This is a genomic window from Pantoea sp. BAV 3049 (assembly GCF_009765445.1).
GTDB lineage: Bacteria > Pseudomonadota > Gammaproteobacteria > Enterobacterales > Enterobacteriaceae > Erwinia.
Map to the genome: position 1 here is coordinate 2,617,890 of NZ_WHOY01000031.1, position 16,317 is coordinate 2,634,206.

At 56.6% G+C, this 16,317-nt stretch carries 13 protein-coding genes; 9 read left to right on the top strand and 4 right to left on the bottom strand.

Translation table 11 applies throughout. The annotated features are described in order from the left end of the window. The first annotated feature begins 6 nt into the window (after positions 1-6). The 3 genes from betB to GSQ70_RS13210 all read left to right on the top strand — a co-directional run bounded on the left by betB (position 7) and on the right by GSQ70_RS13210 (position 4,459). The gene (gene betB, locus GSQ70_RS13200; protein ID WP_158785309.1) at positions 7-1,464 is read left to right on the top strand and encodes a betaine-aldehyde dehydrogenase; all 1,458 of its coding nucleotides are present in this window, start codon (positions 7-9) and stop codon (positions 1,462-1,464) included. Between the two features lie 55 nt (positions 1,465-1,519). Further along, positions 1,520-3,190 (top strand): choline dehydrogenase, encoded by a 1,671-nt coding sequence (betA, locus tag GSQ70_RS13205; RefSeq protein ID WP_158782966.1) that lies wholly within the window; start codon positions 1,520-1,522, stop codon positions 3,188-3,190. Positions 3,191-3,448: 258 nt separating this feature from the next. After that, the gene (locus GSQ70_RS13210; RefSeq protein ID WP_158782967.1) at positions 3,449-4,459 is read left to right on the top strand and encodes an alpha/beta hydrolase; all 1,011 of its coding nucleotides are present in this window, start codon (positions 3,449-3,451) and stop codon (positions 4,457-4,459) included. A 116-nt stretch (positions 4,460-4,575) separates the two neighbouring features. Here the strand turns inward: GSQ70_RS13210 and GSQ70_RS25765 are convergent, their stop codons facing one another. Further along, entirely contained in the window at positions 4,576-5,349 is a 774-nt protein-coding gene (locus tag GSQ70_RS25765) for a hypothetical protein (protein ID WP_199257259.1), read from the bottom strand. A gap of 452 nt (positions 5,350-5,801) precedes the next feature. Here GSQ70_RS25765 and GSQ70_RS13220 point away from each other — a divergent pair, with 452 nt between their 5' ends. The 3 genes from GSQ70_RS13220 to GSQ70_RS13230 are packed head-to-tail and all read left to right on the top strand — an operon-like array spanning position 5,802 to position 8,319. Further along, positions 5,802-6,827 (top strand): methionine ABC transporter ATP-binding protein, encoded by a 1,026-nt coding sequence (locus GSQ70_RS13220; RefSeq protein ID WP_158782968.1) that lies wholly within the window; start codon positions 5,802-5,804, stop codon positions 6,825-6,827. After that, on the top strand, positions 6,820-7,488 hold the full coding sequence (locus tag GSQ70_RS13225; RefSeq protein ID WP_158782969.1) for a methionine ABC transporter permease: 669 nt from the start codon (positions 6,820-6,822) through the stop codon (positions 7,486-7,488). The genes GSQ70_RS13220 and GSQ70_RS13225 overlap by 8 nt, the downstream gene beginning before the upstream one ends. Before the next feature lie 18 nt (positions 7,489-7,506). Beyond that, positions 7,507-8,319: a MetQ/NlpA family ABC transporter substrate-binding protein gene (locus GSQ70_RS13230; RefSeq protein ID WP_158782970.1), complete on the top strand. Its 813-nt coding sequence runs from the start codon at positions 7,507-7,509 to the stop codon at positions 8,317-8,319. 118 nt (positions 8,320-8,437) lie between these two features. Here the strand turns inward: GSQ70_RS13230 and GSQ70_RS13235 are convergent, their stop codons facing one another. The 3 genes from GSQ70_RS13235 to GSQ70_RS13245 all read right to left on the bottom strand — a co-directional run bounded on the left by GSQ70_RS13235 (position 8,438) and on the right by GSQ70_RS13245 (position 11,905). After that, complete coding sequence (locus tag GSQ70_RS13235) at positions 8,438-8,599, bottom strand: hypothetical protein (protein WP_199257260.1); 162 nt, start codon at positions 8,597-8,599, stop codon at positions 8,438-8,440. Between the two features lie 368 nt (positions 8,600-8,967). After that, positions 8,968-9,894: a sulfonate ABC transporter substrate-binding protein gene (locus GSQ70_RS13240; RefSeq protein WP_370521113.1), complete on the bottom strand. Its 927-nt coding sequence runs from the start codon at positions 9,892-9,894 to the stop codon at positions 8,968-8,970. 118 nt (positions 9,895-10,012) lie between these two features. Further along, positions 10,013-11,905: a sigma-54-dependent Fis family transcriptional regulator gene (locus GSQ70_RS13245; RefSeq protein WP_158782972.1), complete on the bottom strand. Its 1,893-nt coding sequence runs from the start codon at positions 11,903-11,905 to the stop codon at positions 10,013-10,015. Between the two features lie 275 nt (positions 11,906-12,180). Here GSQ70_RS13245 and ssuD point away from each other — a divergent pair, with 275 nt between their 5' ends. From ssuD to GSQ70_RS13260, 3 genes are all read left to right on the top strand, one after another. Continuing rightward, the gene (ssuD, locus tag GSQ70_RS13250) at positions 12,181-13,353 is read left to right on the top strand and encodes an FMNH2-dependent alkanesulfonate monooxygenase (protein ID WP_158782973.1); all 1,173 of its coding nucleotides are present in this window, start codon (positions 12,181-12,183) and stop codon (positions 13,351-13,353) included. A gap of 23 nt (positions 13,354-13,376) precedes the next feature. Next, positions 13,377-14,780, top strand: a complete 1,404-nt coding sequence (locus GSQ70_RS13255; RefSeq protein WP_158782974.1) for an FAD/NAD(P)-binding protein — start codon at positions 13,377-13,379, stop codon at positions 14,778-14,780. A gap of 92 nt (positions 14,781-14,872) precedes the next feature. Continuing rightward, a complete protein-coding gene (locus tag GSQ70_RS13260) occupies positions 14,873-16,285 on the top strand; it encodes an LLM class flavin-dependent oxidoreductase (protein ID WP_158782975.1) in 1,413 nt (470 codons plus the stop codon). Positions 16,286-16,317 lie beyond the last annotated feature (32 nt).

Consider the following 16,317-nt stretch of genomic DNA (forward strand, 5'->3'; position numbering starts at 1 on the left):
GCCGATATGCAACGCCGTGGACTGTACATTAATGGCCGGGAAGAAGCCGGTCAGGGCGAAACATTCACCACCATCAACCCCGCCAATGGTGAAGTGCTGGCAGAGATCACCGCCGCCAGCCAGCAGGATATCGAACGCGCCGTCGCTTCAGCCGCCGCCGGTCAGCGCATCTGGCGCAGCTACACGCCGGCAGAGCGCAGCCGCGTGCTGTTAAAAGCCGTTGCTCTCCTGCGTGAGCGCAATCAGCAGCTGGCAGAACTTGAAACTGCCGATACCGGTAAACCGATCAGCGAAACCGCCGTGGTGGATATCGTCACTGGTGCAGACGTACTGGAATACTACGCGGGCCTGGCCGTTGCGGTTGAAGGGGAATCTATTCCATTGCGTGACAGCGCGCTGGTATATACCCGCCGCGAGCCACTGGGGATTTGTGCCGGGATTGGCGCGTGGAACTACCCGATCCAGATTGCGATGTGGAAAAGTGCTCCGGCACTGGCAACCGGCAACGCAATGATTTTCAAACCCAGCGAAGTGACACCGCTCAGTGCGCTGGCGTTGGCGAAAATCTTCACCGAAGCCGGTTTGCCGGATGGCGTGTTCAATGTGGTACAGGGCGCAGCTGCCGTGGGTCAGGGCCTGAGCCGGCACCCCAAAATTGCCAAAGTCTCCTTCACCGGCGAAGTGAACACCGGCAAGCGGGTGATGGCCGATGCCGCGCTCGCTAATCTTAAGTCAGTGACCATGGAGTTAGGAGGCAAATCGCCGCTGATCGTCTTTGAAGATGCTGAGCTGGAACGGGCAGTGGATGGCGCGATGATGGCTAACTTTTACAGCAGCGGCCAGGTTTGTACCAATGGCACCCGCGTGTTTGTACACCGTTCACTGCTCCCTGCTTTCGAAAAGCGTCTGCTGGAGAAGATGACGGGGATCAACTGCGGCGATCCGCTTGACCCGCAGGTAAACTTCGGTCCGCTGGTCAGTGAAGAACACTGCCAGAAAGTGGTCTCTTATCTGAACATCGGTAAAGAAGAGGGGGCCCGCCTGCTGGCTGGCGGTTCACGTATCACCGAAGGGAAGCTGGCGAAAGGCTGTTACGTTGAGCCAACGGTGTTTACCGACTGCACCGATGAGATGCGTATCGTGCAGGAAGAGATCTTCGGCCCGGTGATGAGCGTGCTGGTCTTCGATGAGGAGCAGGAAGTGATTGAGCGGGCGAACAACACCGAGTACGGCCTTGCGGCTGGTGTATTCACTACTTCTCTGAACCGGGCGCACCGGGTTATCCACCAGATGGAAGCCGGGATCTGCTGGGTCAACAGCTGGGGTGAATCTCCGGCACCTATGCCGGTTGGTGGTTACAAGCAGTCCGGGGTTGGCCGTGAAAACGGCATTGAAACCCTGCATCACTACACCCGCACCAAATCGATCCTGATCGAAATGGGCGAGTATCCGACAGCATTCTGAAGCTGAAACTGATTTTTTTGCCGCGGCGCTCCGGTCGCGGCTGCCTGGAGGTTTAATGCAGAAATTTGATTACATCATTATTGGCGCTGGTTCAGCAGGCAACGTGCTGGCCACGCGACTGACTGAGGATGCTGACGTATCGGTACTTTTACTGGAAGCGGGTGGGAAAGATTACCGCTGGGACTTCCGTACCCAAATGCCAGCCGCTTTGGCTTATCCGCTGCAGGGCAAACGCTACAACTGGGCTTTTGAAACCGATCCCGAGCCGAAAATGAACAACCGCCGCATGGAATGTGGGCGTGGAAAGGGGTTGGGTGGCTCCTCGCTGATCAACGGCATGTGCTATATCCGCGGCAATGCGATGGATTATGACAACTGGGCAAAAAAAGAGGGGCTGGAAAACTGGTCCTATCTCAACTGCCTGCCGTACTTCCGCAAAGCCGAAAAACGAGATATTGGCGAAAACGATTACCACGGCGGCGAAGGCTACCTGAGCGTCACCACGCCGAAAAAAGGCAACAATCCGCTGTTTCACTCGTTTATCGAGGCGGCGAAGCAGGCCGGGCACCATGAAACCGACGATCTGAACGGCTACCGTCAGGATGGGTTTGGCCCGATGGACCGAACTGTCACCGCCCAGGGACGCCGATCCAGTACCGCCAGAGGCTATCTGGACGTGGCGAAGCAGCGCTCAAACCTGACCATCGTCACCCACGCCCAGACTGACCGCATCCTGTTCAGCGGCAAAACAGCAACCGGCGTAAGCTGGCTACATAACGGCAAGGAACATCAGGCGGAAGCCACACGTGAAGTGCTGCTGTGCGCCGGGGCGATTGCCTCTCCGCAGATCCTGCAGCGTTCGGGCGTGGGACCGGAAGAGTGGCTGCGCGAGCTGGACATTGAGGTGGTGCATCCACTGCCGGGCGTCGGGCGTAACCTGCAGGATCACCTGGAAGTGTATATGCAGTTCCGCTGTAAAAAACCGGTCAGCCTCTATCCTTCACTGCAGTGGTGGAACCAGCCAGCGATCGGTGCTGAGTGGCTGTTTAATGGCACCGGCATCGGGGCCAGCAACCAGTTTGAGGCGGGCGGTTTTATCCGCAGCGATGACCAGCCGGACTGGCCGGATTTGCAGTATCACTTCCTGCCGGTGGCGATTAACTACAACGGCAGCAGCCCGGTTAAAGAGCACGGCTTCCAGGCGCACGTGGGACCGATGCGTTCCATGAGCCGTGGTCGCGTAAAGCTGACCTCAAAGCATCCGTATGCCGCGCCGTCGATCTTCTTCAACTACATGTCGGAAGAGCGGGACTGGGTGGAATTCCGCAACGCGGTGCGCCTGACCCGTGAAATCATGCGGCAGCCAGCGCTGGCGGAATACTGTGGTGATGAAATCCAGCCAGGGGCAGAGGTGCAGAGCGATGAGCAGATCGATGCCTTTATTCGCGAGCATGCCGAGACGGCCTATCATCCCTGCGGCAGCTGTGCGATGGGTAACGATGAGATGGCCGTTGTCGATGCAGAAGGGCGCGTACACGGTATCCAGCGTCTGCGCGTGGTGGATGCTTCGATTATGCCGCAAATCACCACCGGTAACCTTAATGCGCCAACGGTGATGATTGCCGAGAAAATGGCTGACCTGATCCGTGGCCGCACGCCGCTGGCCGTCTCTACCGCTGAATATTATCAGCTGGAGCGCGAAAAGGCCCAGGCTGAGCAGGTCTGATTGTGACACCCGGGCAAAAGGATTCGCCCGATAATCTTTTCATCTGTCCACCGATCCTCCCTCTGTTCCTGAATATTCAGGCTCTTGCTCCCTCACTTCGTGCGGTAAAAAGGCGTTATGACCGCTGGTTTATCGTGCTTGTTTCCACGACGTGACGGCATGAACAACCTGATGGTGCTTTGCTTGATCCGTATCAGGGCTTTCAATACTATCCCTGCCTGTAATAAAAGGGAAAAATATAACTAAATGGATGTAGTGATGAAACGTATTTCAATTTTTTTTGCGGTGACTTGTGTTTTTTTGCTGACCGGATGTAAATCATCATCGATAGTGATCGCAACCAAAGTCATGAATAATGACGCTTCACAAGCGAATGCTCAATATTCAAAGCGCTTCGCTGATAATAACATTCGTCGTTCATTGATTATTGAAACTGATGTTTTCTATGGTCCCCTGAAAGATAACAGACTTGATGTTGTTTACCCGCAAAGTTTAGTTTTTCACCGTCTGCCTGTTGTTGTGCTGGTTCATGGCGGAGGCTGGGTAGGGGGAAATAAAGAATCAATGTTGCCCTATGCCCGTCTGATAGCAGCAGAGGGGTATCTGGTCGTGAATGTTGAGTATACAAGGGTTCCCGCTGGTTCGTTTCCACAACCTCTTTTTGAACTGAATCAGGCTGTAGAGTATGTCCGTAACCCGTCCCGCTGGCCTGCTGACATGTCCCGTGTTTTTCTGAGCGGTGACTCCGCCGGAGCAAATATTGTTTCCACTTATGCTGCTCTTCTGGCTTCAACAATGCTGCAACAACAGCTGGAACTGATACCGTCTGTAACTCATCAGCAGTTGAAAGGGATAATTGTCCACAGTGGCGTTTATGATCTCAGCGCACTTTACATGCAACTGGATGATGAGAATATTTTGTTACGTTGGGCAGGACAAAACGTGATTGCTGAATACAGCAACGAAAGCCCCCCTTCGGATAAGCGGTTAAAGGAAATGTCTGCCTTGCCCTGGTTGAACGCTCTTTATCCCCCGGTTTATATCAGCGCTACAGAGAATGACATGTTGACGAAAAGCCAGACACTGCCCTTTATTGCACTTCTTGAGAAATTAAACGTTCCGGTCTGTTCGCAAATTTATCTCAAAGAGTATGAAGAATCCCTCACTCACGATTTCAACGTCAATCTGCGTTTTCAGGCCAGTCAATCCGTACTGGCCCAGTCGCTGAGATTCTTACAAAAATACGCAAACCAGAGTGAAGAGAATTGAAGTATTCGGTGTTTCGCTGCAACGGGATGAGAGTAGAAACTGACCACCAGGGTCATTGACCGCTGGTGGCTCAGCATTAAGTTCGCTTAAATCACTGTCTGGCTGGCACCTGGGGATTAACCCTGGTTGTCTTCTGTTGAGGTAGCTGAACTCGCCGCCTGGCTGGTGCTGGCAGCGGAGTCTGAATCTGTGGATTTGGTGGCGCTGGTGTCAGTGCTGGCAGCAGGCTCAGTACCTGTGGTCTTCCCCGCCGGAGTGGTACTGCTGGTTGATTCCGCAGTTGTACTGGTCGTAGACGACGAGTTAGCAGGCGTTGCACTGGTAGTTGTCGCGGCAGTGGTTGCCGGTGTCGTACTGGTCGTCGTAGCAGCATTAGCTACCGGAGTGATCGCTGGTGCAGGTACGGCTAGAGTGGTCTCGGCGACAGGCGCTGGCGTAACAGGAACCGGCGTGGCTTTGCCTGCTGCAAAGGTCGGCTTGTTATTCTTCATCGAGTAGGTCACGTGCTGCACCGTCTTCTGCGTGGCGGTAATCTCAACCGACGGAATAGTGACTCGCCCATAGCCATACAGCGTGGACACATAGCCACCCACTTTATGCTTGCCCGGCGTGAGGTGTAAATCTGTCGTCTGCCCGCGCACCAGTGGACCCGCATCGTCACCGTCGATAGTGACATTGATCGTCGACCCATCATCTGTGCGGCTGATCGCATGCGAGATGGTTACCTGCGCAGGTCCCGTAGTGAAGTTATTTACGGCTGGCTGGGTGGCTTGCTCCACAGGTTTTTCGCCAGTTTGCGCCGCTGGCCGATCGCCAGTGGGTAAAATCTTCGCACAGCCAGTCAGCGTCAGGGCGGCCGTGATGGCGGCCAGTGTAAAACGGTAAACCATAATGCCTCGTTTTGTTTACAGCTCAGGAACCCCCATTTTAACCAGTCTGGCCGGGCAGTGACAGGGGGGGCGGGGTCAGGATGCTCTTAAAATTATTTGCACCGGGTCCGGCAGGGCTAATCCTGAGCATGTGACTATCGATATTTCAGCCTGCACGGCCTTCACTGACGCGATCGAAAATCGTGGCATCAGGTCTTTCCCGGTAAATGATGATGTTACGGCAACCGCACCTGGGGCCTCAACGTCCTTTAATCACTAAGGATATCCGGAAGTTAGCTAAGTAAAATATTCCCGCTTTACCATTCTGTTTCGCTATAAGTCATGCTTTTAAAATCTTTTATTCCTGATTGCCGCCTCCCTACTATCCCGTTGACATAAGTTTTTCCAATAATGTTTTAAAAATAATCAGTTCAATTAATCAGCGACATAGCTGAAGACGGGTAGACAGCTCCATGATCGTTCTGCAAAACATAGTGAAAACTTTTCAGGCCAGCAGTGGCCTGATAACCGCCGTGGATGACGTCAGTCTGCGGGTCGGACAGGGACAGATTTACGGCATTATTGGCTACAGTGGCGCGGGAAAAAGCACCCTGATCCGCCTGCTTAACGGGCTGGAAAAGCCCACTTCAGGCAGCGTAACCCTTGCCGGGCAGGATATCGCTCAGGCGAAAGGTGAGGCACTGCGCAAGGCCCGACTGAAAATCAGCATGGTGTTCCAGCATTTCAACCTGCTCTGGTCGCGGACCGTCAGCGAAAATATTGCCTTTTCTCTGCAAATTGCCGGTGCGCCGAAAGCGGTAATTCAGGCGCGGGTAAAGGAACTGATTGCACTGGTTGGGCTGAGTGGCAAAGAAAACGCATGGCCGTCGCAGCTCAGCGGCGGCCAGAAACAGCGCGTGGGGATTGCGCGGGCGCTGGCGAACAGCCCGGAAGTGCTGCTGTGTGACGAAGCGACTTCCGCACTGGATCCGCAAACGACCGATGCGATCCTCGATCTGCTGCTGGATATCAACCGCAGGCTGAATCTGACCATCGTGCTGATCACTCATGAAATGCATGTGGTGCGCAAAATCTGTCATCGCGTGGCGGTGATGGAGGCCGGGAAGATTGTCGAAGAGGGCGAAGTGCTGTCGGTCTTTACCCATCCGCAGCAGCCCGTCACCCGCCAGTTTGTCAAGCAGACAGCAGGTTACAGCAGTGCCGAAACGCCACTTAACACGGAGCTGGTTAATAACCATGCCGGGGCCGTGCTGAAACTGACTTTTGTCGGGCAAAACACCGGGCAACCGGTTGTTGGCGAACTGACGCTGAAATATGCGCTGCCGTTTAACATCCTGCACGGAAAAATGACCCAGACCGCCAACGGTACGTTTGGGGAACTGTGGCTGCAGGTGGCAGCCAGCGGCATCCAGCTGGAAAACATTCTGAACGACCTGCATGACCATGGCATCACGACTGAGGTGGTAACCAATGACTGAGACACTTTTTCCCCATCTGAAGCTGGATCAGCTGTGGGCCGCCACCTCGGAGACGCTGTATATGACCTCGCTGGCCGGCGTGGCGACATTCGTGCTGGGGATAGTGCTGGGGCTGGTGTTGTTCCTGACGGCGCGCGGGGGATTGTTCCAGAACCGTACTCTGTACTCGGTGATTTCCTTGCTGGTGAACGTGTTCCGTTCCATCCCGTTCATCATCCTGATTGTATTGCTGATCCCGTTCACCAAAACGCTGATTGGTACCATTCTCGGCGCCAATGCGGCGCTGCCTGCGCTGATTGTCGGCGCGGCACCGTTTTACGCAAGGCTGGTGGAAATTGGCCTGCGTGAAGTTGATAAAGGCGTGATTGAGGCGTCACGGTCGATGGGCGCTCGCCTGAGTACGCTGATCTTCCGAGTGCTGCTGCCTGAATCTTCCCCGGCGCTGGTTTCCGGTATCACGGTCACGCTGATCGCGCTGGTCAGCTACAGCGCGATGGCTGGCGTGATTGGCGCAGGCGGCCTGGGCAACCTGGCCTATCTGGAAGGCTTCCAGCGTAACCACGGCGACGTGACGCTGGTGGCAACCGTAACCATTCTGCTGATCGTTTTTATCATCCAGTTCCTTGGTGATGTGATAACCACACGGCTCGACAAACGTTAACTTTTGAGGGATTTAATAATGAAAAAAACACTGACGCTGCTGGCTGCAGCAACCCTGGGCGCGCTGAGCCTGAGCGCATGGGCGGATACGCTGACCGTTGGCGCCTCTAACGTGCCGCATGCGGAAATCCTTGAGCAGGCCAAACCGATCCTGGCGAAGCAGGGCATCGATCTGGAAATCAAACCTTTCCAGGACTACATCCTGCCAAACACCGCACTGGCCAGCCATGATATCGACGCCAACTACTTCCAGCACGTGCCGTACCTGAACAGCGTGCTGAAAGACCATGCCGGTGACAAATCCTATGATTTCGTCAGCGCCGGAGCGATCCATATCGAGCCGATCGGGATCTATTCCAAAAAGTACAAATCGCTGAAAGACCTGCCGCAGAACGGTAAGGTGATCATGCGTGATGCGGTGGCGGAAGAGGGGCGTATTCTTTCTATCTTTGAAAAACAGGGTGTAATTAAACTGAAGCCGGGCGTGAGCAAAGTTGACGCGCGCATCAGCGATATCGTCTCTAACCCGAAACACCTGCAGTTCCAGGCCAACGTAGAAGGCGCACTGTTGCCGCAGATGTACAACAACGACGAAGGCGATGCGGTGGTGATCAACGCTAACTATGCTATTGATGCAGGTCTGGATCCGGTGAAAGATCCTATTGCTGTTGAAAGCGGTGAAAACAATCCGTACGCCAATATCATCACTGTACATCGCGGTGATGAAAACAAACCGGATATTGTCGCGCTGGTTAAAGTTCTGCACTCCAAACCGATTCAGGAGTGGATCCGCACCAAATATAAAGGTGCCGTTATTCCTGTTAATAACTGAGTCCGATGGCACCCTGGAAAGAGGCCGGTCTGACCGGCCTTTCTCATTTACAGCCTGCGCAATTCTCTCTGTTTCGGCTGCAATCGCGGGATTACCTGACCGATGATGAAAGCATTATTCAGGAGGCAAAGAAGGCGCGGAGTTCAGCATGCATCCAGGGGTAGAAGTCCTCTGCTTTGGTACCCAGCCGGGCTTTCAGGTCGCGCGTCAGATCATCAGCCAGCACTTCAAGTGCTCCGGCATGAATTCCCTCATAGGCCTGCGCGACGACGCTGGCCACTCCGATTTTCACTCCTTTTAGCCGTGCGGGAAAATAACAATATGGCATGACTAAAGCCAATTCTGACTTAGAGCCTGTCCCATCAGGCTATTTTGTTTGCCATTTTGGCGCTGGGCAGAGCTCATCATTCTCACGTACTTGGTGTGCGCTCCGGTTGCTCCGCACTGTCCAAGTCCAACCTGGCTGGGGACCCCATTTATGGTTAATCGTTATGCAAGGTACAGGTTAGGCAGGGCGAGAGCGGGTTGGTTGGGAAATAATAAGCAACGGTAGGCAATCAGGCGGCACTGAAGTGGTTCGGAGCTACCCTGTTGTATGGCAGCCCCAGTTTCGTAAAAGCCAACCCCTCAGTAGGCTGGCGTTCAGGTTTACTTTTTCTTATCCAGCGACCAGGTCGCTGTGCCGATCTCCACCTTCACCGGCAGCAGCCCAATCTGGGTGAATTTGTCTGCCAGCTTCTGCTGCTCGTTAAACACTTCCGGCGTCATACGCTCTGAACCGAACGGCATTCTGCTGATGGCTTTATCCCAGATCGGCTGCGGCAGACCGGTAGAGGTTGCGAGGATTTTCGCCGCCTCCTGAGGGTTCTTATTCGCCCAGTCGCTCAGCGTTCCTAATTCCCCGACGACCTGCTTAGCCGTCTGCGGATAAGTATCGGCAAACTTCCGGCTGGCGAGGTAGAAGGTATAGTGCGGCACCAGGCCTTCAGCGTTCTTCACCAGCCGTGCTTTGGCATTAGTTTCCACTTCTGAGAGGTACGGATCCCAGATCACCCAGGCATCCACCGCGCCACGCTGGAACGCGGCACGGGCATCGGCGGGTGGCAGGTAGATCGGGATGATGTCTTTGTAGTTCAGTCCGGCGTTTTCCAGCGCGGTGACCAGCAGATAATTAACGTCCGAACCCTTGTTCAGCGCCACCCGCTTGCCTTTCAGGTCGGCGACGGATTTAATGGTGGAGTTTTCCGGCACCACAATCGCTTCGGTTTTCGGGTTAGCCGGGGAGTGGGCCAGATAGACCAGATCCGCGTTGGCGGCCTGGGCAAACGCCGGAGGCGCGTCACCGGTAGCGGCCAGATCGATACTGCCCACGTTCAAACCTTCCAGCATCTGCGGTCCGGCCGGGAATTCGACCCAGCGAACGGCGATACCCTGTTTTTTGAAATCGGTATCGAGCGTGCCGCGATATTTCAGCAGCGCGAAGATATTGGCTTTCTGATAGCCAATAGTCACCGTTTTTGGCGCAGTTTCCGCCAGCGCTGTGTGCATTGTGCCGGTCAGACCAGCAGCAATCAGGCTGCCAAGGAGATATTTTTTCACGATTTTTTCCCTGAATAAAAGTGATGTCAGCGCAACATAACAAACTGCGTGAAAACGGCTTAACGAGTAAAAGGCATATCCTTAGCTGAAAAATTCATTCCCGCCAGACCGCATCCCCTACCTTAATCGCTCTTGGCAGCAGGCCCAGCGCGTAAAAGCGGTCGGCAATTGCCTGCTGCTGGCGAATGATGTGCAGATCCATGCGCTGCGTCAGGTGGCTGCGGCGGGTCAGGGCACGGTTCAGTGAGGAAGTGGCCAGCCCCAGCTCGGCGGAGAGCAGGGTGGCCGCTTCTGCCCGGTTGCTGTCGATATAGCGTCCTGTCTGCTCCAGTGCCGACATTAGCGCATGCAGTAGATCGGCGTAGCGGGCGGCAAAATCCCGGTGAGCAAGATAGAACTGATGGTTATTAACCCGCTCCACGCCATTGGCAATCACCCGCAGCTGCCCGCTCTCTTCGGCATCGCTCAGCAGCGGATCCCACATCATCCAGGCATCGACGGCGTGATGATCGCTGGGCGTCAGCGGATATTTCGGGGGCGCGTAGACCACACGCACGTCATCCAGCGTCATGCCTGCCTCCTCCAGAATTTGCAGCAGCAGGTAGTGAACGTTGGACCCTTTGTTCACCGCAATCCGCTTGCCGCGCAGGTCGGCAAGGGCGTGGATCGGGCTGTCACGGGCAACCATCAGGGCCACGCTCTGCGGCGCAGCTGGTTCCCAGGCCACATACAGCAGCGGCTGATTGCTGGCCTGAGCAAACAGCGGCGGTACCTCACCGGTGGTGCCAAAATCGATTTCACCATTGTTCAGGGCGTGCAGCAGCTGTGGCCCGGCGGGAAACTCGCTCCACAATACGCTGACGCCCCGGCTGGAAAACTGCGCCTCCAGCGACTGGCGGGCTTTGAGGATCCCGAGGTTGCCGAATTTTTGATAGCCCACCCGCAGTTCACGCTCTTTGTCGGCCATTACAGGGCCGGGACGACAGGCTGTTCCCCCCGGCCTGCGGCGCGGTTTGATCAACCCCAGGTGACCAAGATGCGTACGCAGAGCATTGCGGGTGATGCCGAGCAGAGAGGCGGTTTGCAGCTGGTTGCCATTGCTGAGTTCGAAGGCGTTGCGTATCAGCGAAGAGAGGATGCGCTGGTAAATCGGGCTGTTGCCATCCTGCAACTGCTGGCGCATAAAATTATCCAGCGACTCTTCGCGAGCGCTGCCTGTTGAAGTGCCACTTACCGGAGTGAGCCGAAGCTGCGCAGGTGTAATCAGGGGTTCTCTGCTCAGCAACACGACATTGTGCAGCGTGTTCTCCAGTTCGCGGATATTTCCCGGCCAGGTATAGTCCATCAGCGTGGCGAGGGTGTCTTCGCTAAGGCGCAGCTGTGGGCGGCCCAGCCGGCGGGCATACAGTTGCAGGAAATAGTCGGCCAGTAGTGGGATATCCTCACGCCGCTGGCGCAGAGGCGGCAACGTCACCGCCGCGACATTCAGCCGGTAATAGAGATCTTCACGGAAGCGGCGCTCACGGATGGCGTTTGCCAGATCCACATGGGTAGCGGCCACCACGCGCACGTTAACTTTCACCGGACGACGCGAGCCTACCCGCGTCACTTCCCGCTCCTGCAAAACCCGCAGCAGCTTCACCTGCAGCGGCAGGCTCAACTCGCCAATCTCATCCAGCAGCAGCGTGCCGCCTTCTGCCGCCTCAAACCAGCCCTGATGGCGCTCTGCGGCACCGGTAAAAGAGCCTTTCTCATGACCAAATAATTCTGATTCTGCCAGGCTGTCGGTCAGCGCACCGCAGTTGACCGCCAGAAAAGGGTGCTGTTGGCGCGGGCTGTGATGGTGCAGATAGCGCGCCACCACCTCTTTACCGGTGCCGGTTTCACCGACGATCAGCACCGTGGCATCGGTGGGGGCCAGCCGGTCCAGCACCTTCTGGAAGGCGATGGAGGCGGGATCGATCAGCTCGGGGCCGTGGTTTTGCATCTCTGATTCCAGGCTTAGGAAGGTGTTAAAACGATACCGCCAGACGGCTGCCGTGGCGAGAGGCTCTCCGGCGCTGAACGTTGCAAATGCAGCAGTGACAAGACAGCAGTTGCTGCATATGCAACATTTTCGCTAATGAATAGCTTGACTTAACTGATTGATATTATTCAATAATAAAGATAATCAAAACTGGCATGCTTTCTGCAATGTGGTTTATAACCAAACACGAAGAATCTATAAGATTAATTCAGATATCGTTATATAGGAAAGTGATAATGACTGAGGCCTCGCAGGAAAACATTAATGTCTTCTGGTTTCTGCCGACTCATGGCGACGGACGCTATCTGGGCACCACTGAGGGAGGGCGCGCAGTCGACCTGCCTTATCTGCAGCAGGTGGCGCTGGCGGCGGATAACCTTGGTTACTACGGCGTGCTGATCCCCACGGGCAAAAGCTGCGAGGACTCCTGGCTGGTGGCTTCCGCGCTGGCTCCGCTCACCAAACGCCTGCGCTATCTGGTAGCTGTCCGTCCGGGCCTGCAGCCGCCAAGTCTGGCAGCGCGGATGGCCGCCACGCTGGATCGCCTCTCCGAAGGCCGACTGCTGATTAATGTGGTGACCGGAGGTGACCCGGTAGAGAACAAAGGAGACGGCATTTTCCTCAGCCACGCTGAACGCTATCAGGTTACACGGGAATTTCTTGAGGTCTATTCCCGCCTGCTGAAGGGCGAAAAGGTCGATTTCTCCGGGGATCACATTCGCGTGGAAGGAGCAGAAGTGCTCTTCCCGCCGGTGCAGGAAAACGGTCCACCGCTCTATTTTGGCGGGTCTTCCGAAGAAGCCATCGACGTCGCTGCCAACCAGATCGATACTTATCTGACCTGGGGAGAACCTGTGGCGCAGGTGGCGGAGAAGCTGGCCGTAGTGCGCCAGCGCGCAGAGGAGCGGGGGCGTAAGCTGAGTTACGGCATCCGTTTGCACGTTATCGTCCGTGAAACAGAAGAGGAAGCCTGGACTGCCGCAGATCGGCTGATTGCCCATCTGGACGAAGATACCATTGAAAGCGCGCAGAAGATCTTCTCGCGGATGGACTCCACCGGGCAGGCCCGCATGAGTGCGCTGCACGGTGGCTCGAAAGAGAGCCTGCGTATCGGGCCGAATTTATGGGCCGGAGTGGGCCTGGTGCGTGGCGGAGCCGGTACCGCGCTGGTGGGCAGTCCTGAACAGGTGGCGGAGCGCATTCGTGAATATCAGGCGCTGGGCATAGAGCACTTTATTCTGTCCGGTTATCCGCACCTGGAAGAGGCGCACCGCTTTGCCGAGCTGGTGATGCCGCTGTTGCCGCTGGCCTCCAACGTGGAAAAACGCCAGCGCACGGTGAACACCGGGCCGTTTGGCGAGACCATCGGCGGCGACCGTCGCCCGGCGAAACCAGCCAGCACGAAATAACTTTTATCATCCGGAGTCAGGTTATGGCTGAAAAGCACATCGTAATTATCGGCGGCGGGTTCACCGGTACGGCGCTGGCGATCCACCTTGCGCGTCTCGGCACTGCAGGGCTGAAAGTGACGATAATCGAACCCCGCAAGCAGCTGGCGCAGGGCGTTGCCTATGGCACCCGCGATCCGGCGCATCGCATTAATGTGCCGGCTTCACGCATGCAACTTTCTGCAGCTGAAGAAGGGGATTTTGACCGCTGGTATCGCGCTTCGGCCGCGCTGGACACCGATCCGGATGCACTCTGGTATGACGGTAAAGTTTACCCACAGCGCGGGCAGTTTGCGGCCTATGTTGCGGCGCGGTTTGCCGAAGAGAAATCAGCCTCACCCGTTGTGCTCCACCACCTTCGCGATAAAGCTGTCGCGCTGAATGGTAATGACGTTGTCACTTTTTCAGGGCAGCGGATCGCCGCTGATGAAGTGGTATTGGCGATCAGCCATCCGCCGCCAGCCCTGCCGCATAAGCTGGCTGAAGCATTATATGGGCATCCGGGGCTGATCGCCAACCCATGGCGGCATGATGCTCTGGCCGCCGTGGAGCAGGACGATCGCGTAGCGATTATTGGCAGCGGCCTCACTATGTCCGACGTGGTGGCCTCGCTGCAGCGGCAGGGGCATCGCGGGGAGATTGTGGTCTTCTCACGCCGTGGACAACTGCCCAGAAATAACCTCAGCGGTAATTTTGATCCCCGCCCGCTGGATTACGACCGCCCGCAGCAGGCCACCGCCCAAGCCTGGCTGAAGCGGATCCGGTCAGAAGTGCGTGAGGCCGCCGCTGAAAATTTGCCGTGGCAGCTGGTGCTCGACGACATCCGCCAGAATGGTCAGCGCATCTGGCAGCAGTTGTCGTTAAAAGAGCAGCGGCGTTTTCTGCGCCATCTGCGCCCGTGGTGGGACGTTCATCGCTATCGCATCGCGCCGCAGGTCAGCGAAGTTCTGGAGCAGCGCCAGCAGAGCGGCAAGCTTCGGGTGATTGCAGCCCGTCTGGACCAGATCTCGGCGGATAACGGCGCGATTAATCTGACCCTCAAGCCGCGTACTGGCGGGGCAGAAACCCTGACTGTGGATCGGCTGATTGTCACCACCGGTCCGGCACATGGCGCGCTGTTGCAGAGTGATGCGCTGCTGAGCCAGCTGGCCGCAAAAGGCACCGTTCAGGCCGACCCGCTGGCGCTCGGCATTCACGTCAATGCTGCGTCACAGACGCTGAACGAACAGGGGGACGCCAATCCTCATCTGTACGTGGTCGGACCGGCAGCCCGTGGCCGGTTTGGCGAACTGATGGGGCTGCCTCAGGTGGCCGAACACGCGGAGTCTCTGGCCTGCCAGCTGCTCGGCGTTCCTTCCCTGACGGCCAGAGAGCGATGTCCCGCTTAACAACTCCCGTTTAACCTCAGCATTTCTCATTGATTAAAATATTTGCCGCGACGGACGGAGCGCCTCTGCCCGTCGCCGCTCTGGAGCCTGCTATGCCATCGCAACGTGAAATTCGCCTTAATGCTTTTGATATGAACTGTGTCGGTCACCAGTCTCCCGGCCTGTGGGCGCATCCGCGCGATCGCTCCTGGCAATATAAAGATCTCTCTTACTGGACCGATCTGGCCCGCCTGCTGGAGCGCGGCAAATTCGACGGGCTGTTTATTGCCGACGTGCTGGGCGTGTATGACGTGCTGAACGGTAACAACGAAGCGGCGATCCGCCACGCGACCCAGGTGCCGGTCAACGATCCGCTGGCGCTGATCACCCCAATGGCGCTGGTCACTGAGCATCTGGGCTTTGGCCTGACGGCTTCGCTGTCGTTTGAACATCCTTATCCTTTTGCCCGCCGCCTCTCCACGCTGGATCACCTGACTAAAGGTCGCGTCGGCTGGAATATTGTCACCTCGTATCTGGAGAGCGGCGCGCGCAATATCGGCTACCAGGCGCAAACCGATCACGATGCCCGTTATGACTATGCTGATGAGTATCTGCAGGTGATCTACAAACTGCTGGAGGGCAGCTGGGAAGAGGGAGCGATCCTGCGTGATCGCGAGCGCCGTGTCTTCAGTGACCCGAAAAAGATCCACCCGATTAATCATCAGGGCACTTTTTTCCAGGTGCCAGGCATTCACCTGTGTGAACCTTCGCCGCAGCGCACGCCGGTGCTGTATCAGGCTGGCGCATCCAGCCGTGGCAAGCAGTTCGCGGCGGAACATGCTGAATGCGTCTTTGTCGCCGCGCCCTCAAAAGTTTTGCTGAAAAAAACCGTTGCTGATATTCGTCGCCGCGCTGCTGAAGCGGGGCGGGATCCGCGCAGCATCCTGATTTTCAACCTGCAAACGGTGATTGTCGGTGAAACGGACAAAGCCGCGCAGGCGAAATGGCAGGAGTACAAAAGCCACGTCAGCTACGAAGGCGCGCTGGCGCTGATCTCCGGCTGGACCGGCATCGATTTCGGCCAGTATCAGCCGGACCAGGTGTTGAAGCATCTGCACACCAATGCCATTCAGTCGGCGGTGGAAACCTTCTCTACCGCCGATCCGAACCGCCAGTGGACGGTGCAGGCGCTGGCGGACTGGGTGGGTATCGGCGGCTTTGGTCCGCTGCTGGTGGGCAGCGCGGAAACGGTGGCTGACGAGCTGCAGAGCTGGGTGGAGGAGACGGACGTGGACGGCTTCAACCTGGCCTATGCCGTGACCCATGAAACGTTCACCGACGTGGTGGAGCTGCTGGTGCCTGAACTGCAAAAACGCGGTGTTTACAAGCAGGAGTACCAGCCCGGCACGCTGCGCGAGAAGCTGTTCCGGCAGGGACCAAAGCTGGAGGCGCCGCATCCGGGAGCGGGCTATCGTCGTACATCCAGCAACACGCTAAAAACTGGGAGCGAGGAGGCCGTACGATAGCAGGTGCCCGTTACGCCTGAGTGCCACGGTGA

Bases quoted from the DNA above. Each gene is read 5' to 3' on its own strand.
- betA (WP_158782966.1), top strand. From the start codon at position 1,520: ATGCAGAAATTTGATTACATCATTATTGGCGCTGGTTCAGCAGGCAAC.
- GSQ70_RS13225 (WP_158782969.1), top strand. From the start codon at position 6,820: ATGACTGAGACACTTTTTCCCCATCTGAAGCTGGATCAGCTGTGGGCC.
- GSQ70_RS13245 (WP_158782972.1), bottom strand. From the start codon at position 11,905: ATGCAAAACCACGGCCCCGAGCTGATCGATCCCGCCTCCATCGCCTTC.
- GSQ70_RS13220 (WP_158782968.1), top strand. From the start codon at position 5,802: ATGATCGTTCTGCAAAACATAGTGAAAACTTTTCAGGCCAGCAGTGGC.
- betB (WP_158785309.1), top strand. From the start codon at position 7: ATGCAACGCCGTGGACTGTACATTAATGGCCGGGAAGAAGCCGGTCAG.
- GSQ70_RS25765 (WP_199257259.1), bottom strand. From the start codon at position 5,349: ATGGTTTACCGTTTTACACTGGCCGCCATCACGGCCGCCCTGACGCTG.
- GSQ70_RS13255 (WP_158782974.1), top strand. From the start codon at position 13,377: ATGGCTGAAAAGCACATCGTAATTATCGGCGGCGGGTTCACCGGTACG.
- GSQ70_RS13230 (WP_158782970.1), top strand. From the start codon at position 7,507: ATGAAAAAAACACTGACGCTGCTGGCTGCAGCAACCCTGGGCGCGCTG.
- ssuD (WP_158782973.1), top strand. From the start codon at position 12,181: ATGACTGAGGCCTCGCAGGAAAACATTAATGTCTTCTGGTTTCTGCCG.
- GSQ70_RS13260 (WP_158782975.1), top strand. From the start codon at position 14,873: ATGCCATCGCAACGTGAAATTCGCCTTAATGCTTTTGATATGAACTGT.
- GSQ70_RS13210 (WP_158782967.1), top strand. From the start codon at position 3,449: ATGAAACGTATTTCAATTTTTTTTGCGGTGACTTGTGTTTTTTTGCTG.